Annotated in this window: 17 protein-coding genes; 5 read left to right on the top strand and 12 right to left on the bottom strand. The window is 48.2% G+C overall.

Translation table 11 applies throughout. From position 1 onward, the window contains the following. Positions 1 to 325 precede the first annotated feature (325 nt). The 3 genes from ACO6V1_RS08560 (at position 326) to ushA (ending at position 3,436) form a co-directional block, all read left to right on the top strand. The gene (locus tag ACO6V1_RS08560) at positions 326 to 496 is read left to right on the top strand and encodes a hypothetical protein (RefSeq protein WP_422464086.1); all 171 of its coding nucleotides are present in this window, start codon (positions 326 to 328) and stop codon (positions 494 to 496) included. 35 nt (positions 497 to 531) lie between these two features. Further along, positions 532 to 1,668 carry a hypothetical protein gene (locus ACO6V1_RS08555; protein ID WP_422466513.1) on the top strand — a complete coding sequence of 379 codons (1,137 nt, stop codon included), beginning with the start codon at positions 532 to 534 and terminating at the stop codon, positions 1,666 to 1,668. 169 nt (positions 1,669 to 1,837) lie between these two features. Then, entirely contained in the window at positions 1,838 to 3,436 is a 1,599-nt protein-coding gene (gene ushA, locus ACO6V1_RS08550; protein ID WP_422466511.1) for a bifunctional UDP-sugar hydrolase/5'-nucleotidase UshA, read from the top strand. 63 nt (positions 3,437 to 3,499) lie between these two features. On the opposite strand, the gene ACO6V1_RS08545 is transcribed toward ushA, so the two are convergent. The 4 genes from ACO6V1_RS08545 to ACO6V1_RS08530 form a co-directional block, all read right to left on the bottom strand. After that, positions 3,500 to 6,049 (bottom strand): hypothetical protein, encoded by a 2,550-nt coding sequence (locus ACO6V1_RS08545; protein ID WP_422466510.1) that lies wholly within the window; start codon positions 6,047 to 6,049, stop codon positions 3,500 to 3,502. Between the two features lie 268 nt (positions 6,050 to 6,317). After that, the gene (locus tag ACO6V1_RS08540; protein ID WP_422446823.1) at positions 6,318 to 9,440 is read right to left on the bottom strand and encodes a hypothetical protein; all 3,123 of its coding nucleotides are present in this window, start codon (positions 9,438 to 9,440) and stop codon (positions 6,318 to 6,320) included. Between the two features lie 145 nt (positions 9,441 to 9,585). Continuing rightward, positions 9,586 to 9,927 (bottom strand): hypothetical protein, encoded by a 342-nt coding sequence (locus tag ACO6V1_RS08535; RefSeq protein ID WP_422446825.1) that lies wholly within the window; start codon positions 9,925 to 9,927, stop codon positions 9,586 to 9,588. A gap of 43 nt (positions 9,928 to 9,970) precedes the next feature. Further along, positions 9,971 to 11,617, bottom strand: a complete 1,647-nt coding sequence (locus ACO6V1_RS08530; protein WP_422462845.1) for an ankyrin repeat domain-containing protein — start codon at positions 11,615 to 11,617, stop codon at positions 9,971 to 9,973. Positions 11,618 to 12,007: 390 nt separating this feature from the next. Between ACO6V1_RS08530 and ACO6V1_RS08525 the strand changes: the two genes are divergently transcribed. Continuing rightward, positions 12,008 to 12,889: a prepilin peptidase gene (locus ACO6V1_RS08525; RefSeq protein WP_422446829.1), complete on the top strand. Its 882-nt coding sequence runs from the start codon at positions 12,008 to 12,010 to the stop codon at positions 12,887 to 12,889. After that, entirely contained in the window at positions 12,886 to 13,518 is a 633-nt protein-coding gene (gene coaE / locus ACO6V1_RS08520) for a dephospho-CoA kinase (RefSeq protein WP_422466509.1), read from the top strand. Before ACO6V1_RS08525 ends, coaE begins: the two co-directional genes overlap by 4 nt. A gap of 15 nt (positions 13,519 to 13,533) precedes the next feature. On the opposite strand, the gene ACO6V1_RS08515 is transcribed toward coaE, so the two are convergent. From ACO6V1_RS08515 to ACO6V1_RS08480, 8 genes are all read right to left on the bottom strand, one after another. After that, positions 13,534 to 15,156, bottom strand: coding sequence for an NAD+ synthase (locus ACO6V1_RS08515; protein WP_422446833.1), 1,623 nt, complete (start codon positions 15,154 to 15,156; stop codon positions 13,534 to 13,536). Between the two features lie 188 nt (positions 15,157 to 15,344). Further along, the gene (locus tag ACO6V1_RS08510; protein WP_422466507.1) at positions 15,345 to 17,435 is read right to left on the bottom strand and encodes an EAL domain-containing protein; all 2,091 of its coding nucleotides are present in this window, start codon (positions 17,433 to 17,435) and stop codon (positions 15,345 to 15,347) included. Positions 17,436 to 17,834: 399 nt separating this feature from the next. Continuing rightward, the gene (locus ACO6V1_RS08505) at positions 17,835 to 18,311 is read right to left on the bottom strand and encodes a pilus assembly PilX family protein (RefSeq protein WP_422446837.1); all 477 of its coding nucleotides are present in this window, start codon (positions 18,309 to 18,311) and stop codon (positions 17,835 to 17,837) included. Between the two features lie 139 nt (positions 18,312 to 18,450). Next, entirely contained in the window at positions 18,451 to 18,852 is a 402-nt protein-coding gene (locus ACO6V1_RS08500) for a type IV pilin protein (RefSeq protein ID WP_422466505.1), read from the bottom strand. Positions 18,853 to 18,948: 96 nt separating this feature from the next. Then, positions 18,949 to 19,737 carry a PilW family protein gene (locus tag ACO6V1_RS08495; protein WP_422446841.1) on the bottom strand — a complete coding sequence of 263 codons (789 nt, stop codon included), beginning with the start codon at positions 19,735 to 19,737 and terminating at the stop codon, positions 18,949 to 18,951. A gap of 3 nt (positions 19,738 to 19,740) precedes the next feature. After that, positions 19,741 to 20,337 (bottom strand): type IV pilus modification protein PilV, encoded by a 597-nt coding sequence (gene pilV / locus ACO6V1_RS08490; RefSeq protein WP_422446843.1) that lies wholly within the window; start codon positions 20,335 to 20,337, stop codon positions 19,741 to 19,743. Beyond that, the gene (locus ACO6V1_RS08485) at positions 20,334 to 20,873 is read right to left on the bottom strand and encodes a GspH/FimT family pseudopilin (RefSeq protein WP_422446845.1); all 540 of its coding nucleotides are present in this window, start codon (positions 20,871 to 20,873) and stop codon (positions 20,334 to 20,336) included. Before ACO6V1_RS08485 ends, pilV begins: the two co-directional genes overlap by 4 nt. A gap of 117 nt (positions 20,874 to 20,990) precedes the next feature. Further along, on the bottom strand, positions 20,991 to 21,398 hold the full coding sequence (locus tag ACO6V1_RS08480) for a type IV pilin protein (RefSeq protein ID WP_422446847.1): 408 nt from the start codon (positions 21,396 to 21,398) through the stop codon (positions 20,991 to 20,993). Between the last annotated feature and the right edge of the window lies 1 nt (position 21,399).

The raw sequence follows: 21,399 nt of genomic DNA, 5'->3' as shown, positions 1-21,399 counted from the left end.
ATGGGTGTTTTTCTGTTTCCAGGGAATAAATGTCTTAACGGTCAATAATCAGGAGGAACATGTGGTCGGTTTGAAGGAAAGACAATGGACGATCATTCAAATTTTGGGCATTTTTTACGAGTCGTTATATTCCTGATAGGGGTGGTGAAAGGCAGTCACACTCCTTTATCGTTTCATTACCACAGGATAAGGAAAACCTGAAAGCCTATTGAGCCTGCCCTGCCTGAAACGTGACTCCCCCCACCTGCCCGTACAGGAACGTCTAACCTGTCTGAATTTACTTGGGAACATTGCGTTCATGTGTCGTGATGCAGGCCCTACGGATGTGCAAGCCGTGGCAGCCTTGCTGACGCTGCCCTGCCTGAAAGAACGTTGGGCGGGCAACGACGAGACGGTTAAGAACAATCTTGTCGACCTTTATCGACTCTTTAAAATGAACTTATTCCTTTTTTTCTGGTCTGGTGTGATGCTCTGGATGATTCTTCCAGGAACCTGAAGATTGACGTCAATCACACTACAGGGTAAACAGATATGGTTCCCACATCGATTTCTGGCGTGCAAAATGCATTTGCGAAACTTGATGATCAGCTAGATTTGCCCAAGAATCAGGCTACTAAGGCTGAGTTAGTGGCAATTGCCAGAAAAAATCTTAAAGCCCTTGAAAAGGCTAATGAGATGCAAGCATCATCGTCAGATGCACCATCCACTTTAGAGTCTTCCAACCCCGATGGGCCGGTAACTCCCATTCAGCATTGGTTCTGGGATTTGACTGTCGAGCATCATAAAACCAGCTCCATGGCCAAAATTTCCCAGGCTATCCAGGAAGGCAAAGAAATTCTGGAGCAAAATCCAGCCCTGTCCATCAATGATTGTCTGTGGTGGCCAGAATGGAAATATGTAACGGGTTTAATGTCTGTCATAGCAAACGGTGGCGGTGAGGTTGCCATTGATTTAATCACTGAAATGGGTGCTGATCCTTTTATTGAGGACTGTAACCGGAAAAATTTGCTGCACCTGTTGATTGCCAAAGGACATAAAAAAGCTTCAACACGTGGACATCAAAAACAATACCCAGTGTTCACAAAAATAATACAATCAGAAAGTTTACCGGTCAGCAGGCATATAAACTCACAGGATAAATACGGCCTGACACCATTGCATTATGCTTGCGCCAGGCGAGATCAGGCCTATATCCAACCCCTTATAGAGAGGGGAAGCGACCCTGCCATCAAAGATATCAATGGCAATAATTGTCTGGACGTATTACTGATGAGCGAGCAGAGTAGACTTAATCTTATTTCCCTGGCAGTAGCCATTGAAGCTCAGTCGTTAAGCCATAGCAGGGTCTTGGCTGACTATAGATTGGACGGAAGTCAAAACTACTTTTTTCGGGATAAACCTATAGCTGATGTATTTGAGTCCCCCGCTACGTTGTTTAATCACTTAACCTTCAATTTAAAGGCGTTTATCAGTTGTCTGGAGCAACCATCTGATGACTGCATGAGCTATCTGGTCGATTTGCTGCTCTCTGCCATGGCCACTCCCGAGGCTGTTACAGAGGGAAGAGACAATAAGGGTGTTGCTGAGACAGCAAAAAAACATGGAGTCCTTACTGGTATCACAGCTGAAGGTGATGGCAAAAAACTAGTAGTTATAGACGACTTTTGATCTTTATCCTGAGTTAATGATCAGTAACTTTTACAACAGCCTCTAATATCTCTGACGATTTGAGCTAAGGCTGTTAAGTAGTTAACCTCTCTTGATATAACGAGATTTATGTAACTCACTCACCCAAATAAAACAATTTTTTCTTTTTATTCTTTAGGACATCATGTAAATGGCATTTAAATTATCACAACCAACTCACCTGGCCGTCGCTGCTATTGCGGTTATGGTTAGCGCATGCTCCCTTATCCCGGGAAAACAAACGGGCCCCGCCTTCGATCCGGATAAAACTTACCAGTTAACGGTACTGCACACTAATGACCATCATGGTCGGTTCTGGCATGACAGGAAAGATCAGTTCGGCATGGCAGCCCGAATGACTTTGATTGAGGAGATTCGCAAAGAAGTATCTGAAGAAGGTGGACATGTGCTGCTACTGTCCGGGGGCGACATTAATACAGGTGTACCCGAGTCAGACCTGCAGGACGCTGTACCTGACTTCAAAGGCATGAATATGCTTGGGTACGATGCAATGGCTGTTGGCAACCATGAATTTGATAACCCGCGAGATATATTGATGATGCAGGAAGAACTGGCAGAATTTCCATTCCTGTCAGCCAATATTATCGATCAGAAAAGTGGGGAGCCATTGTTTGCGCCTTACACCATGTTCAATCTTGATGGCCTTCGAGTCGCGGTTATGGGTTTAACCACAGACGATACCCCTAAAACGTCTAATCCTGAGAATGTGCTAGGTCTGACATTTGCAAGCCCGATTGAGGCAGCGCGTGAATTACTGCCCAAACTGGAAGAGAAGGCCGATGTGATCATTGCTTCAACGCACATGGGTCACTACCCCAATGGCAATCATGGTGTTAAGGCTCCCGGTGATGTAACACTTGCTCGTACCGTAAACGGCATCGACCTGATTGTTGGCGGTCACTCCCAGGATCCATTATTTGAGCCTGACTTGCAAAATGACACCTGGATCGTACAGGCCCATGAGTGGGGCAAATACGTTGGGCGCGCAGATTTCGTTTATCAACAGGGTGATCTCGAACTTATTGATTACCAGCTGATCCCTGTTAACCACAAGGAAAGTGAAACCAGAATTCCTTATCATGAAGCAATGATGAGGCTTCTTTCTCCTTATCAGGAGGCGGGTGCAAAACTGGTTGATGTTAAAATTGGCAATGTCGACCAACGCTTAATGGGCGAACATAAAGAAGTGCGGTTCCAGCCAACCAATCTGGGCACGTTACTGACCCGGGCTTTTATGGACAAAACCGGTGCTGACTTTTCGGTAACCAATGGAGGCGGGATTCGTGCCAGCATCAATGCCGGAGAGATTACTTATAAAGATGCTCTGATCGTATTTCCATTCGGCTACACACTGACTACTGTTGAGATGTCTGGTCAGCAGGTTCTCGATTACCTTAAGGTTGTTGGTCAAATGCCCGCTAATAGCGGTGCATTTGCTCACTTCTCTGGTGTTGAGATGGTGATCACCGCATCGGGAATTGAACATGTTCGTATTGGCGGGAAACCACTGGATAGGAATAAGACTTATAAGATGGCAACTCTGAGTTTCTCAGCAAAGGGAGGTGATAAGTATCCTGATGTAAGTTCCTATCCGGGCTTTGTAGATACTGGCTTTCTGGACGCAGAAGTGATTCGCGAGTACATCGAAAAAAACTCACCCATTAACGTTGCCGATTATGAACCAAAAGGTGTCGAGCGACAGATATTGATATCATACGGCAGCGATTAAGGCGACGCTGCTGACGTCTAAATAAAGTGAACGCGGTGAAAAAGGACTAGCGCACACTTTCGCTTATTCAGGATGCATCATCGCAAGCAGCGCTTTAACAAAATCCTTTCTCTTGATCTCGTAATCATTAACATGGTGAGTTGTCGTTAGCCAGTCGTTAACTCTCTGCTCAAAAGCATCAAGACAAACATGGCCATGCAGTTTGGCTTGAAGATTCGCACTAAGCCCATGAAGGCGTTGTTGCTCTTGTTGAAGCTGATCGGGCCAGCAGTCAGGACTCCCGGGGGTTTGTTCAGAGTGCAGAGCGATAAACTGCCTGGCTTTATTCAGGGTAAGCAGGGCGCGCATCAGCAGGCCGTAAATACGCTCATCGGGGCTTCGCGGAAAATTAAAAAGAATGGTTCGCGGCAGGTGAAATACCGCCCCTTGTTGCAATTGCCCTGTCAGCGCATCAAGGTTCTCGGCGAGGTGTTCCAGCGTATCGTTCAGTAGCCTGGTTTCTTCAGCAAACGACAAATACCATACCGGCCTCTCAACGCCGGGAACATGAACAGCCAATCGTTCTGCATTGTCATGGATGACTCTGGCATCAACACTGACCTGAATCCCCATTGCCCTGGTACCCAAATCACCGTATTCAAGCTCAATATTATAAGCGTTTGGTAGTTTAATCGCCGGACATCCCGGTATTAGCCTGATGGTGATGTTTTTGGGGATTTCAAAGTCCCTGTCGGTATTCAGTGACTGCAGCGTATCAAAGAGTGCTCTGGCAGACGCTTCTGTCGTGCAGATAATGTCAATGTCATTAAATACTGGGCAGAGGTTCTGTAAAAAACGGGAGTATGAACCGGTAATCAGAATGGCTGGATCGTTATTGGCACCATTGATTTCCTGAATAATCTCCAGGGTTTTCAGTGTTAGTGCATTTAATTGCGGAATCTGATGGTTCGGAGTCTCCGGCCCGCTTGTTGCTATCCATTCATTTGGCAAGTACTTCCGGGTTTGAACAGCACCAGCGGCAATGGCAACAGAAGTCTCTTGTTGTACGACAAAATTTTTATATCCGTCAGAATTATCACTACCCGAGGTAACGGCACTTACCCGTTTAACCAGTAAAGAATCCGTTATATTGGCTGCGGAGCTGCATTGTTCAAACCAGCAGCCTAACGCATGGCGCAGCCTGCTTCCCTCGGGAAAACTCTGAAGGCATTCCTGAACCTGCTCCCTATGGATTTGCCGTCCATTAACAGGCTGTCTTGCGATATGACACTGCGCCAGAAAGAAGAAATGCAGGCGTGAATTCTGATATGAGCATCTCAGTGCGGTAATTGATTGCAATACCTGTTCTGCGGTTACTCTCAGATGATCAATGGTCAATTCATACTGCATCGCCATGAATTGCAATGTACATTTCAGTCGGAGTTGCTCATCGTCCCGGACCGATACGTTGCTTAAGATTTGCCAGGCCTTTTGCAGTACATTCTGAGCTTCATTGGCGTCATCGTACCGCTGAGGAGGTTTCAGGCTTTGCATCAAATACCTGGCTTGCCTTGAAGAATAATCCCCGGGAACGTCATTAAATGCTTCTAATACTTTCTGATCATCCAGACAGTTTTGATCCAACGCTTTTGCATTCAATGCCAGCTGAGCATAAAAAATAGCTCTCTCGAGCAACCAGCCACCACGCTCATAATCCTTGACCACCGCCCCCGGTGTGACCTGCTGGCCATTCAATAACAGCCCCCTCAGGCAACATTCCGCCTGGAAACGTGCTATCCCCAGTCCACCTTCCGGGCTATCCGGGAAATCCCTGACCACTGAATCCGGTGTGACCAGCTGACCATTCAATATCAGGCCCCACAGGCAACATTGTTCCTTAAAGCGTGCCAGCTCCAGTGGTGCGTTGGCTATCTGGTAGCCCTCAACCACTTCATCGGCTGTAACCTGCCGACCATTCAATGTCTGCCTCCTGAGGCAACACTCCGCTTTGAAGCGTGCCTCTTCCAGTGTTGCTTTGATTGCCTGATAATTCTTAACCACGACATCCGTTGTCACTTGCTGGCCATTCAACAACAGCCCCTTCAGGCAACATTGTTCCTGAAAACGCGCTAGCGACAGTGTCGCCTTTAATGCCTGATAGCCCCTAACCACCTCATCCGGCGTGAACTGCCGACCATTCAACAACAGTCCCCTCAGGCAACATTGTTCCTGAAAGCGCACCAACTCCAGTTTTGCGTTGGCTGCCTGATAATCCTTAACCACCGCATTTGGTGAAATCTGCCGACCATTCAACATCAGGCCCTTCAGGCAGCATTGTTCCTTAAAACGCGCTATCCCCAGTTTGCCTTCCGGGCTACCCGGAAAATCCTTAACCACTTCACCCGGTGTAACCTGATAGCCATATAACGGCAGACACTTCAGGCAACATTCGGCCTTGAAGCGTGCTATTGCTAATTTGTACTTATTCTTTCGGTCCGGCTGCCGGTTGAATGCCTGAATGACCTGATCCGGGGTAACTTTTCTATTGCCATGTAAAACGTTCTGTAAACAGAGCTTTTGCAGGAAGAACCCGCTTCTGAGAGACGTTTTCTCATTTTCATAGGTAGCAAGCACTACAGCCGTGGTTATCTGACGCCCTTCTAATGTTTTTTTTTGCCAAAAGGCATCCTCAGTACATTTGCCAATATCTGAGGGGATAGCTGTGGCTCTATAAGACGGATGACTTGCAACACTTTTGCAGTTACAGGTGCTTTTTGAACAATCAGGAACCCCGCCTGAACTGGCTTGTTGACCAAACCGACCAGCAGAATGTGGAGATGAGCAGGTTGATGCTGTTGCTTTCAGAATAAAACCCGGCGCACTTTAACCATAAATACCACTGTCAGACCTGAAAATAATGGTTAGGTTCCTGTGTGGAGTGTTCGGGGGAGGAGCAGTCGGTGATCATATTTACCTGGTCATATTCAGGATGCATCATCGCCAGCAGTGCTTTGATAAAGCCCTTCCTCTTGATCTGGTAATCATTATGCATGGTCGATAGACAGCCATTTACCCGTTGCTCAAAATCATGACGGCAAACATGGCCATTCAATTTCGTTTGAAGCTTCGCAGTCAGTGTATGCAGGCGTTGTTGTTGTTCTTGCAGCTGGTCAGTCCGAAAGTCTGATCTTCCGGTTTGTTGCTCAGAGTACAGAGCGATAAATTGCCTGGCTTTATTCAGAGTAAGCAGGGAGCGCATCAGCAAGCCATAAATACGTTCCCCGGTGTTCACAGGGTTGTTAAAAAGAAGCGTTCGGGGTAAGTCAAATACCGCCCCTTGTTGCAATTGCTCTGTCAACGGGTCGAGGTTCTCAGCGAGGTGTTCCAGCGTATCGTTCATAAGCCTGGTTTCTTCAGCAAACGACAAATACCATACCGGCCTCTCAACGCCGGGAACGCGAACGGCAGATGGCTCTGCATTCTCATGGATGACTCTGTCATCAACACTGACCTGAAACTCCATTGCTTTAGCACCCAAATCACCGTCTATAAGATGAATGTTGTAGGCTTTTGGCAGTTTAATCGCCTGACATCCCGGGATTGATGTGATGCTGATGTTTGTTGGCATTTCTGAATCCCTGTCGGTGTTCAGTGCCTGCAGCTTGTCAAAAAGCGCTCTGGCGACCTCTTCTGTCGTGCAGATAATATCAATATCATTAAATACCGGGCAGAGGTTCTGTAAAAAACGTGAGTATGAACCGGTAATCAGAATGGTTGGAGCGGTATTGGCACCATTGATTTCCTGAATAACCTCCAGTGTTTTCAGCGTTAGCGCATTTAACTGTGGAACTCCCCGGACACTCGTTGCGCCTGTTCGTGGCCATTGTTTCAGGGGTTGATACCCTCTGACGATCATTGCCCAGGTAGCAGACACAGGTTTTGTTTCATCCCGGTATTCCCTGGCCTGATAAGGGAATAGTTCCTCCCTGTCAGGATTGGCAACGGATACCTCTACCGATGTTGCTCTTCGGCCAAAGCTCTCTGTATCGGGTATCACTTCGGAGAGGAAATCCGATTTGAACAGCAACTCATCCATGATATTGGATGCCGGGCTGCATTGTTCAAACCAGCAGTTTAAAGCGTGGCGGAGCTTGCTGGCTTCAGGAAAACTCTGAAGACACGCCATAACCTGATCTTTATGGATCTGTCGTTTATTAACAGACTGGCTGTTGATACAGCAGTATGCCAGGAAAAAGAAATGCAGGCGTGAATTCTGAAATGAACGCCTCAGTATTTTGATGGAATGCAATACCTGCTCTGCGGACACCCGCTTATGATCAATTCGCAACTCATGATGCATAGCCATGAATTTCAATATGCATTGCAGCCGGTGTTGTTCATCACCTTTGACCGATACGTTGTCCAAGATTCGCCAGGCCGCTTGCAGCAAATCCTGAACTTCTTTGGTTTCATCGTACCGCCAGGATTGTCTCAGCCTTTGAATCAGATACCTGACCTGCTTTGAAGAATGATCCCCCGGAGCTTGATGAAACGCGTCCAATACTTCCTTGTTATCCAGATAGCGGCCATTCAATACCCTGTCACTCAATGCCAGCTGAGCATAGAAAATTGCACTTTCAAGCAGCCATCCACCCCGCGCATAATCCTTAACCACCTCATCCGGTGCCACCTGCCGACCATTCAACGTCAGGCCCCTCAGGCAACATTCTGCTTTAAAGCGTGCCAGCTCCCGTGTTGCCCTGAGTGCCTGAAAGTCCCTGACCACTGCCTCTGGTGTCACCTGTCGGCCATTCAATGGGAGCCCTCTCAGACAACATTCCGCCTTTAAGCGTGCCTGCTCCAGTGTTGCGTTGGCTGCCTGATAATCCCTGACCACCATATCCGGTGTTACCTGCTGGCCATTCAACATCAGCCCATTCATACAACATTGCTCTTTAAAGCGCGCCAGCGCCAGTGTCGCTTTGGCTGCCTGAAAATCCCTGACCACCTCATCCGGTGTCACCTGCTGGCCGTTCAGTGGCACACCTCTCAGGCAACATTCCGCTTTAAAGCGCGCCAGCCCCAGTGTTGATTTGGCTGCCTGAAAATCCTTAAAAACGGCCTCCGGTGTCACCTGCCGGTCATTCAACGCCAGCCCCAGCAGGCAACATTGCTGCTTAAAGCGTGCCAACTCCAGTTTTGCGTTGGCTGCCTGAAAGTCCTTAACCACCGCCTCCGCTGTGACCAGTTGGCCATTCAATTTCACTCCCTTCAGGCAACAATGTTCCTTAAAACGCCCCAGCGCCTTTGTTGCCCCGGCTGCCTGAAAATCTTTAACCACCGCCTCCGTTGTGACTTGCTGGCCATTCAACATCACCTTCTTCAGGTAACAGTGTTCCTTAAAGTGAGCCAGGGACAGTCTGCCCTTCGGGCTATCCGGGAAATCCTTAACCACGACATCCGGTGTGAACTGCCGGTCGTTCAACGCCAGGCCACTCAGGCAACATTTTTCCTTGAAGTGCGCCAGTGCCATTCTGCCCTCCGGGCTATCCGGGAAATCCTTAACCACTGCCTCCGGTGTGAGCCGTTGGTCGTTCATTGACAGCCCCTTCAGGCAACATTCCGCTTTGAAGCACGCTATCGCTAAATTGCTCTTATTGTGATCTGGTTTCAGGTTAAACGCCCGGACAACCTGATCCGGGGTGATGTTTCTATTGTTATGGAGAATGTTCCTTAAGCAGAGTTTTTGCAGGAAGAAGCCGCTTCTAAGAGACGTTCTATCATTGCCGTAGGCTGTAATCACACAAGCCGTGGTGATTTGACGCCCATGCAACATTTTTTGTTGCCAAAAGGCATCTTCAATACGTCTGCTATCGTCCAGATTCTTGGCTGTACCACCAGAGGACTGATGATTAGAGACTCTTTTACCATTATATGTACTTATATAGTGGTTAGACGTCCCACTTGAACCGGCTTGCAGTTCAACCCGGCCATCAGGCTTTGGACGGGTATAGGTTGATGCCATTGCTTTCAGAATAAAACCCTGCGCAGTTGAACTATAAACACCGCAGTTTGACCTCAAAACGGTTATTAGGTTCACTCGCTTGTGGTTCGTGGGCTTTGCTTTGCCCCCATTCGCCATTGCGGGGCGACCAGTAACCCGAAATCACCTAATAAAGGCACGGCAATAACAGCGTAAAAACGACACCCGCCAGCAAATCCGTATTGGCCAAGCCAAACAGAAGATAGTTAATATCGTTATAGTCAAACTGTATGATCTGGTATCCAGCAAACAGGGCCAGAGCACAGAACCCAAGGTCTACCAATCGGCCAGTCACCATTATCGGGCTGCCTTCTTGTTTATTCCCGGAGTTTTTAATGAGTGGATAATGCAGAAAAATCAGTACCACCACCCAGGTCAGGTGAGCTGGCCTGAAGTACGCTGCATAAATGGTTGAGGTCACGCCCTGCCAGATCTGGAACACTGACAGCAGCACAGCAAGGGCTAACAACAAATAGCCCAAACCTTGCTGTAATACTCCTTCTTAATGATCACTAAAATAATAGACGAAAAATGTAGTTAATAACTTCCATGGGATTAACTAATAGCACAGAAAAAATTTCAATTTGATACTCTGTTTTTTTCAAGGCGGGGTTTTCCACTTCAATTTTCTCATTTGCTTTGAGAAATTTCTTTATCGTTTCATCATTAAAATCCATGTTGTAGTCATTAAATTTATCCAACACTTCTTCTACCATTTGCCGAAGCTCAGCTGAATTAGCACTTTTTAAATCTTCGTGCAAACGTAGTCTTGTTTCTTTGGCACAACTGACTGCTCTTTGATACTTGTCATCCCGGGATTCGGAAGATTCTTCATTACCAAACACATCTAACAATGAAGTTAATAAACTTAAATGGCGTATGAGATACTCTCTCAGAGAGGGTCTGGTCATGGCTTCATCACAAAAATCGCTGGTCAAAACTGTATTTTTCAAGATACTTTGACCAGTATAAAACCACTTCAGAATTGACCTTTCAACTGATTGACCTTCAGGTGTTCGAAAATGATCACATAAAATTTGAGCATTGTTATGTAATTGAGATTCAGGATCAGATTCTGTTTCAGAGCAAAAACATGCGAGTTCAAGCAAAGTATGATGGAGTTGAGTTTTTTCCTGGGTTACATTCCTGAGAACCTCTTTACGCAGAGCTATCCGTTCGTGCATATTAGCTCCATAGTTTAATAAAATCTCGATCATCTTTGCTGCTGCAGGAGTCCTGGAAGATGTTGCCATAAATAATGGTGATTGCTGAATGGGATTAGCCGAATCAATATTATTTGGATCTCCACCATTTGCGAGCAGTTGCTCCAGAATAATGTGGTTTCCATATACAATTGCAAACATAACAGGAGTAAACCAAAGCAGCCCTGGTGGTATTGATTCATTCTCTCCAAAGTTGCCAATGGATCTGAATCCAATCTTATCATCCCCAGCGCAACGAATTTTGAAGTTGGGGTCAGCCTTGTGCTCCAAAAGGATTTTCGTGGTCTCGGCGTAACCCTTTTTTATGGCCATGATCAATCCGGTAATACCATCTTTCCTGGGGTTGTCAGGATCAAACTGTTTGGATTTGGTCATCACCTGAATGACCTTCGTTTGATTTTCCTGCGCAGCAATAGTTAGAGCACTACTCTGAAGGGAAGAAAATGGATTGTTTTCACAGGGATTTGCCTGATGGTCGATTAATGTCTCGACAACTGCTGCATGACCACGCCGGGCAGCATATATCATCGGAGTGTCTTTTTTATCGCTGAACGACAGTGGGCAACTGAACCATTCCTTCCGTGTTTTTTCATCCGTACCCGATAATAGACGAGCAAGCTTCTCGCCATCATCCGAGTTGCACGACTCTTGAAAGCAAGAGGTTAAAGCCTCCGGTGTTATCTGAACTATTGCGTCAGGTTGTGAAAGCACATTGGGCATTTCAAGCCGTGCTTTTTTAGCAGCGGGCTCAGAGTTAACATCGACCCTGGTTATGGTGAAATCAGCTAACGGTACGGTCTCAGGTGCAGGAGGACTGCGATGTTCGCAGGGAATCTGAGGAATGCCCGTTGCAGTCTTATTATCCTTATTATCCGACGGTTTTTCCGGGATAGCTCTGGATTGTGCGGAAGGGACTAATGAATAATTGCAGTTCATTGTTGTTGGACCTCAGTCATTTGTCAGATACATTTTTGGACTCTCAACTGGATAAAAATGACAGTCACATCCTGTCGGGCAAAGTGCAAAAACGGACCGGGTAGAGTCCTACCGTACATTTTCACGACAATTCATAGTCAAATTTGTTTTTTATGACTGATCGATCATTGGAAAGTTCCCCTATCAAGGCATAGCTGGCAAACTTAGCCAGAATTCAACAGTTGAATTGAGAACCTGCTCAAATCCCGATTTACGGTTCAGCCGTTGTTTTCCTTACGCTTCAGAGGTTTGATTACGGCAACAGGCATGCCAATATTGGACTATCAAACGATCAGGTACTGGCGGGGAGGACTGGCCAGCCATACTGATCACCATCAGGGAACTGTGTGAATGTCACCGATTATAGAACTTATAGAGACCTCAACCCCTTACCTGACCTTTGTGCTGACCATCGTTGGCTTGATTGTCGGTAGTTTTCTCAATGTGGTGATCCACCGGTTACCAATAATGATGGAAAGGCAGTGGCAGCAGCAGAGTGAAGCTATTTTACACCCGGAAAAGATACCGGATCCTCTGCCTGCTTTTAACCTTGTCGTGCCTGCATCTACCTGTCCTTCCTGTCAGCATAAAATCCGTGCCTGGGAGAATATTCCAGTGATCAGCTATCTGTTCCTGAGAGGTAAATGCTCAGCCTGCCAGACCCCGATTTCATTGCGCTATCCGGCCATCGAGATACTCAGCGCCCTTATGACGGTAATGATTGGCCTGACCTACGGCGTGACATTACAGACACTGGTCTTCTGTCTGTTCGGCTGGTCACTGCTGACCCTGACCATGATCGACTACGATACCCAGCTACTGCCTGACGATATTACTCTGCCACTGCTCTGGGCAGGCCTGATCGTCAACAGCTTTGGACTGGTGGTAAGCCTTGAACAGGCGCTGTGGGGAGCCATTGCCGGTTATCTGTCCCTGTGGAGTGTTTACTGGGTATTCAAACTGGTGACCGGCAAGGAAGGCATGGGCTACGGTGACTTTAAACTGCTGGCGGCGCTGGGGGCCTGGCTGGGCTGGATGAAGCTGCCCCTGATCATCCTGCTCTCATCACTGGTTGGCACTGTTGCAGCGATACTGTTGATCGTCAGTAAACGCCAGGAACGATCCAACCCGATTCCCTTTGGTCCTTATCTGGCCATTGCCGGCTTTGTTGCTCTGGTCTGGGGCGATCAACTGATTGCGGCTTATCTGAGCTTTTCGGGTTTGAACGGATGACCACTGTAAAATCACAGCAGCCCCGAGCTCAACAAAAGCGCCCATTTACGGTTGGAGTCACCGGCGGTATTGGCAGTGGCAAAACGGCAGTGACCGACTTTTTTGCCAACAAGGGAATTTGCATTGTTGATGCGGATATCGCTTCCCGCGTGGTGGTAGAGCCGGGAAAACCGGCTTTGGCTGACATTGAACGGCGCTATGGCCGGGAGATTTTGCTCGATGGCAGTCTTGACCGTAGAAAGCTGAGAACCATCATCTTTGCTGATGCTGATGAACGAAAATGGCTGGAAGGTCTGCTACACCCCCTGATACGGGATCAGATAATCCTTGAGCTGACCCATGCTGAATCACGTTATGCCGTACTGGTTTCGCCGTTGATGCTGGAAACCAGTCAGCATGAATTGGTGGACCGTGTGCTGGCCGTGGATGTGCCAGAGAGTGTTCAGCTATCCCGCACCATGGCCCGTGACCAGATGACAGAGGATCAGACCCGGCAGATTCTCAGTAGCCAGATGGAACGGCAACAGAGAGTTGGCAGAGCCGATGATATCGTTGATAACAGTGGCTCTATAAGCCAGTTGCACCGGTCATTGGATAAACTGCATCATTATTACCTGAGCCTCGCTTGAGGCTCAGGTGCTTCGTTAAACACCCGGTCTCCAGCCATTAGTTATCGGATAGCGACGATCCCGGCCAAACCCTCTTGGCGTAATTCTGACCCCAATAGCTGACTGGCGACGTTTGTACTCATTGATATCCACCAGCCTCAGAACACGATAAACCATATCCCGGTCAAACCCTTCTTTCACGATGGATTCGGCACTTTGATCCTGTTCAATATAGAGTTCAAGAATGCGATCCAGCTCATCATAGGGCGGCAGGCTGTCTTCATCCACCTGATCCGGGGCAAGTTCAGCGGAGGGCGGACGGTCTATCACTCGCTGGGGAATCACATAGCCCCGGGTATTGCGATATTCGGACAGTTTAAACACCAGTGTTTTCGGTACATCTTTCAGAACATCAAAACCACCGGCCATATCGCCGTAGAGCGTGCAGTATCCCACTGCCATTTCACTTTTATTACCGGTAGTCAGTACCAGGTAACCCTTCTTATTGGAGATCGCCATCAGCATGACACCCCGGCACCGGGATTGCAGGTTTTCTTCGGTGGTATCCCGACCATAACCGGCAAACTCGGTATTCAGGGTGTTCATAAAGGCATCAAACATCGGTTCAATCGGCAGCACCTTATAGTCAATACCCAGAATTTTCGCCTCTTCTGCCGCATCCTCAAGGCTCATATCGGAGGTGTAACGATAGGGCATCATGACCGCCTGAACCCGATCTCTACCCAGGGCATCGGTAGCTACTGCCAGAGTCAGGGCAGAGTCAATGCCTCCGGACAACCCCAGAACGATGCCCTTAAAACCATTCTTATTGACATAATCCCTGACACCAGTCACCAGGGCATCATAAACCCTTGAGCAAACGTCGGGGATTTCAGCAACCTCTCCCTGTTCAAACGTCATAGAGCCTTTATCAAAGGCAACGCAGAACAACTCTTCGGTAAACCAGGTTGCCCCAACAGCCACTTCACCATTACCGTTCATGGCAAAGGAGCCCCCGTCAAACACCAGCTCATCCTGACCACCCACCAGGTTGGTATAAAGGACAGGAAGGCCCGACTCCAGACAGCGCTCACGAACCACCTGCTGACGCAGTGACTGCTTGTTCATATGGAAGGGTGACGCATTGAGACTGATAATGAGGTCTGCTCCGGCTTCTTTAGCCCGGCGAACCGGCCCCTGGTACCAGAGGTCTTCGCAAATCAACAGAGCAATGTTGACACCTTTGCAGGCATAAATAACCGTGTTCTGACCTTTCACAAAATAGCGTTTTTCATCAAAAACCTGGTAATTGGGCAGATGCTGTTTTCCGTAGCGGGCGACAATCTCACCATCACGCAGCACCAGCGCCTGGTTTTCCAGACCATGTGGCCCCATCAGCGGGACACCGATAATCAAGTCAATACCCTTAACCACCCTGAGTCGGTTCAGCGCCTGTTCTACCCGTACAATGAGACTGGGCCGCAACAGCAGGTCTTCTGGCGGATAACCACAGAGGGTCAGCTCCGGAAAGACAACAACATCCGCATCCAGCTGATCCCGGGCCTGCTCGGCAGCCTCAATGACACGGGACGTGTTCCCGTCAATGTCGCCCACCACCAGATTCAGCTGGGCCATGACCATATTGAGCTTTGCTGACATGGAAATACCTGTCTATCCCTTGTTTAAACACATCTATCAGGGGCGGTATTGTCTGGTAAGTAATGGTGTCTGTAAATTGAAATACCCAATGAAGGGGATAAACCCATAAATCCAGGTGCTGAGAAACAGCCTCGAATCATGGGAGGGTGGGAAACAGCCATTAAAAGATGCAGGATGGCAGGGCGGTGTTACCCATCCGCCCCGAAGTCAAAATCCATGCGCTCTGAAGGGGGGTGCATATAGCTGCCCTGAATAAAATCGGCGCCATACTGCCAGACGGGGGTCATTTCTTCCGCTGTTTCAATCCCGGGCACAATCACTTTACGGCCACTTTGACTGAGATCCTGGATCATCTTTTGTAACTCCTGGGCATTTCCACCACTGCTGAGGTCTTCTGTGAAGGATTGGTCAAGCTTTACCAGGTCAATATCAAGATGAGCAATCCCCTCCAGTGGGTTAAGGCTGCAACCGAATTCACTGATCACTGTCTGGCATCCCATCGCTTTCAGAGTGCTGAAAAAATCCGGTATCTCTTCTGAGTAACGGGCCAGGTTCTGTTCACTCAATTCAATGGCAACAGCATCCGCAGGAATGCCCGCCGTTTTCAGAGCCGCCTTCATCCATGGGATAAATGTATCATCCGTTGCAGAACAACCACCGACATGCAGCAACAGCCGGGTATCACTCCCTTCTTTTCTTTTGGCTATCAATGCTTTACTGGCTTCAATCAGTTGCCACCGGTCCAGCTTGTTCCACAAACTGATTTTTTCCAGTTTGGGCCTGAATTCTGAAGCCTCATGTTCCTTTCCTTCCGGGTCGGTCAGGACAAAAGAGACTTCGTAATACTCAGATGGTGATCCTGCAAGGGAGATAACGGGTTGATAACTCAACCTGAATGTTTTGTTCTTTATCGCCTGGCTGACCATGCCAGCCAGCTGCTTTTCAACGGAATGAACCGAGCTGACTTTACGCTTCTGGTAAAAGCACAGTTGGTTGCCACCCTGCTTTTGTGCCAACACGGTGGCCTGACGACTTTGACCAGTCAATGTTTCAGCATCGCTGGCGGTATCACTGAGAATAACAGCACCTATTGACAGCTTGACCGGCAACGGATGTTGATCAATGACAATATCCTCACCGGTAACGGCTGCCAGCAAACTTTCCATCAGTTCGGTAACGTCCTGTTCTTCCCCTTCCCGAAGCAGAGCGGCAAAGTTTGCCCCTCCCCGGCTGGATACATGATGCGTGGCGTCAAGATGTGACGTTATCTTATGCGCAACCGATTTAAACAGCTTCTGGCTAACCTCTTTCCCATGCTGTTCATGGGCGGCTTTCAGGGTTTCCAGATGGAGATAACATAATGTTGACTTTCCTTTGCCTTCTACCGCTCTCTGGATAGCAATATCCAATGCCTGATCGAACAGTTTCCGGTCAAATAGCCCCGTTTCGGCGTCCGGCGCTGACTTTTCCAGGGTTTTATCTACTTCGTCCTGCTCACCTTCTTTCTCGCAGGGCTTAATCTGCAGACTGAGAGTGAACTCACCATTAAATGACGTCGGTGAGATCACTATGGACACAGGCACTTCTGAGCCATTGTGAGCGACTAAAGGACATTGAATAGCTGCCAGCGCCTGACCACTTTCTTCAATGCCCATGAGAAACGCTTCAACATCCTGCTGATCTTTGGTAATGATCAAATCCCTGAACAACTTTCCATCCAGAGACTCCTCTTCCGCCAGCCCCAGCAGGTTGATAAATGCCGTATTAGCAAAGCGGATGTGTCCATAATTAATATATACAACCGGATCAACCTGGTCATCGAGCAATAATTGACGCTGCTTTTCTGATTCATGCAAGGCGACGCTCATGCGTCGATGGTGTCGCCTGACCTTCAGGTCTTCGAACTCCTTCCGGGCAACCGTCAAAAGATATTCGTCATGCCCCGGTGGAATCACTGCACGGGCACCCATTTGAATAAGCGACAGTTCATTGGTTTCATCATCCGGGTTTATCAGGACGATACCCGGCAAATCAATGCCTTTCTGATTAATATCATCAAAGATTCGGGAATAAGTTAATGGCTCGGGAGGCTCTGCCATCAACAGTAGATCCCAGTGCTGCTGTCCGGACGTGGCTTCAGTGAGATCATCCAAAGAGTTGATCTGTTTTGCCCGAGTGGAATAACCAGACTCACGGAAAACATTCAGGAGCGATTCTGCTTCCCTGGTTGATGAGTCAATGATTAAAAAGCGAATTAAGTCTTTGTCGCCCAATGCCATGGTTATGCTTTCCCTGTTGATCTTAGAAAGCTATCGGCGGTTACCTGCTGAATTATATAGCGTAAAGATCATCGTCATGGGCTGTTGACGTTTCAAACTACGCGAGCAGGAATAGAGCAAGGCGGAGAGCCTGTAATACCAGGAAGAAAGAATTCAGTCATTGGCAATGGCGACATGGACTGGCATTTATTCAAGGACAGACAGGGAGCACGTTTATGAAATATCCGGGCTGATATGGTTTCAATGTGTTTGACGGGGGTTGTCGTGCCTCCGCACTCCGTTCGTCCTGAGCCTGTCGAAGGGCGGAAACTCCGGACTCTGGTAGATCGCGCCAAACACCCTTCGACTTCGCTCAGGGTGAACGGAGATTGTACACGTCAAACTCATTGAAACCATGTACTAACTCCCTGGTAATGTATCAACGAAGATAATCCCCATAGTCTGGCTTGAACTGGCTCCGTTACCATTCAGCGTAGCTATGCTGTCTAACTCATAAACACGGCCGATGAATTTAGCAATGTCAAATCCGGGGGGAGGAAGGGTATTAGAAACATACCTGAGTGTAACCCTCTGACATATTCCAACTGCATTATTACACCCACCCGGATTAACAATAGGAGACAGAGTTTCCTGCTTCGCGGTGAAGGCGTTACGGAAGTGTACGGGATTGGCATCCAGGTAGGAAAATTGGCTTTCCAACTCATTGAAGGCAACCTGATATACCTCAATGGTTCGCTGTTCATTGCCTACTGTTACTTCTTCCAGCAATGCTGTTTCCATAACCATAAGACCGGAAAACGTCATAACAAGCAAGACAATCATAACGATTAATAAAAAAGAACCCGTCTGCTTGCGTTGCTCTGAACCGCTTACCATAATGACAGCCCGTATTAATGTGGTCTTCAAATGGTGCTATCGACTGATCATTCTGCCACATAATATGCATCAGGCTTTTCATCAGTGAAATTCCAAACGGGTTATTGCAAATCATCTGCCTGCTGACATCTTGCTAACATCACCGCCAGTGGCTTTGAGGTGTTCGAGCTCCGCGGCTGTCCAAAGTCATATTGCCATCTTCTGCCTGCAAACCCTGGGCAACAGCGGTTAACTGCACGCAGCGCTCCAGAGGGTCTGAACCACAATGAGCGGCCTGTATCTGGTAAGTACCACTTTCAGACTCTACAGGGCTTGTGGTGTCAAACCCTAAATCGGCCAGATTGGCAGTGTATCTCAACATCTCAGTGTAGTACCGTTCCTGCTGCTGCATGACATTCAACAGCATGGCAGCACCCTCACCTCTTTTTGATTCGGTGACATATTGACGATAGCTGGGCAGCATAATGCTTGCCAAAATACCAATAATGGCCACAACAATCATCAGTTCAATCAAGGTGAAACCTTTATTAACCTTATTCATCGGTTCTCTCTCCGGAACGCTTGGATAACGGTTATGGAGCCAATACTTCTGCAACAGTAAAAAGAGCCCTGCTTTTTTTCAGAGTAACTGTTCAAGCTAAAATCCTGCATTATTCAAACGGATGGCTGTGCTGTACATGTACCTGGGCGTCTGATCATCCATTGTCAAACTGCCACTATCGAGCAGGTTATAGGTTCTGGACCTTCTATCAAAAACACGTGACTCCTTTCCAGCACTGACCAGCACGCCAACACGAATGCCTAAAACCTGTCGCCAGTCTGCCACCCCTGAGGCTGTCACATACTGGTTAATACTTGACTCCCCCGCCGGGGCAATCCCATAAAGTGCCTGCAATCGCTCCACACCCTGAACCAGTGCCTGGGCATTCCCCCGCGGAGTTCCCGTTAATGGATCATAACCACGGCAAAACAGGGTACTGATGTGATCGTTTGCATGGTCCGGGGCTACAAAATAGACGTCTGCTGTCAATGCCCCCGGGACAACGGTTGCTCCTGTACAGTCCTGAAGTTGACCATTATCACGATTTGGCACGGGCTCATATTGAATGGCCACTCTATCACTGTTGGTACCACCACCTTCAATCGTACAGGTCGCCCCCCCTTCGCATCTTCCCAGGTAGAAAGGTTGTATTGAGCCTGCTCCGATCTCGGATCTGAAGCCGGCTCTACGAAACTCAGTACTCATGATATAGAGACTATGACGTCCGTTTTCCTGGGCTGTGGCAATAAACTCATTCACACTGGCGGAGCGACTATTGTTCACCATTAACTGTAAAGCACTGCCTGCGACTATCAGACCCATAAGAAAGGCCAGCATCATTTCTACAATGCTGAACCCCTTTTGATGATGAATTATGTTGGGCATTGCTCAATTCCTGACGTACCTGAATTCAACCTGCTGACGATCCCCAATAACACCTTTTTCCGTTCCCCTTGTGGCCCAGGAAATCAGGACCCTGACTTTATCCGTCGGCAAACAGGAGCCATCACAGCTGATGTCGATTCTCGGTTCGATCACGATATTGGCACTGCTGCACATCAAACCATGAATATCAAACGCTGCCATTTGATCAGCATTACATGTGGTACCAATACAACGGGGAGGAGAAGCCTGGCAGTAGGAGCCCAAATTGGCGGAGGCGTTTGATGATTCTCTCTGATATGCAGAGTTTGCCAGCCCGGCCGGGTTTAGCCTCATTACCTCAGCAGCGGCATTCACCATCCATACGGCCTGGGATCTCTGGATAGCGTCATGATTCGCTCGAATGGCCTGACTCTGCATACCAGTAACCGCGATTACGCCCCCTGCAAAAATCAGCACACCGACCATGACTTCAACAATACCGATCCCTTTTTGCCGCAAAGACCCGGGCTGTCTTCCTGTCTTGTGAAAAGCCGCAACCGAAAGGGAACCTGGTTCAGCATTTACGGGGCTGGCATGGGCAGGATTGATATGGTTGGTCATAAACAATTCACACCCTCACGCTTGCGAATCAACCCTGATCCTGAAATATTCACCAGTCGCTGAAACACTGGTCTTTTTGGCACCGAACATAACGTGAACCCACCCTGATGAACTGCGCTCCCCCTGGGTCTGAAACTGAGCACCTCAGCATTGCTGTGCCACAGAATTTCAACCGGGCTGCTGACCGGGTTATACACCCGAATAACCTCTTCACCCCAGTCAACATAGTTGTTGCCATTGCGGTTAACGAAAACAATCCAGCCATCTGCCCAGTTCACCCCGGGCTGACAGCCACTGCCAGTTGTAGAGCGACAGACGCTGACGGTTTCAGCACGCTTGATCGCTTCGCTTCTGGCCAGAACCGCACTGGCATATAGCCGCTGATTCACATAATCAAGCTTGAACCCTTCAGCAACCTGCCCGATGGGAATCACCAGATTGACCATGATGGCGATCAGGACAATCGTGATCATCATCTCTACAAGCGTGAAGCCACGATTGTATTTATGGTTTAACGATGTTTGAAGAAATAACAAACCCACCTACTTCCCTGTCGAGGACGCCTTTCTTTAAATCTAGGTGTGTGAGTTAAACCGACGTTCAGAAGTCGATAGACGGTACAAAAACAAGGATAAAAACTGGAAGTCGTCCGTTTATTTCCAGCACGCTTCCGGGGTCAGAACCCCTAAATGATCCACAGTAAACTGTGTACAACCTGAGTCCGTAGCCTGGACACCATTGCCCAGCGCAGTGGCTGTCAGGGTAAATGAGGAGTTGTCGGCTTCAACGCTCAGGGTGTAATAACCCTCGGGAGAACTGCTTCCACCGAGCATATCCATAGAGTCTGTATAGGTATGGTTAACGGAGTACCAGCGCTCCTGGGCAGCCATAGCGCCGGTCAGGGCGGCCCAGGCATCGCTGCGTCGAACTTCATACATATACTGGCTGTAGGAGGGATAGACGATACCTGCCAGAAGACCAATTATGGCGACAACAATAATCAGCTCGGGTAATGAAAACCCCTTTTCATGACTATTTGTCACTGGTTTATCTGTATTCATA

The sequence above is a fragment of the Endozoicomonas sp. ALC013 genome (assembly GCF_049310205.1).
Classification (GTDB): domain Bacteria; phylum Pseudomonadota; class Gammaproteobacteria; order Pseudomonadales; family Endozoicomonadaceae; genus Endozoicomonas.
Note: the sequence above shows the minus strand (reverse complement) of the source record. Positions and strands in the feature narration are given on the sequence as shown.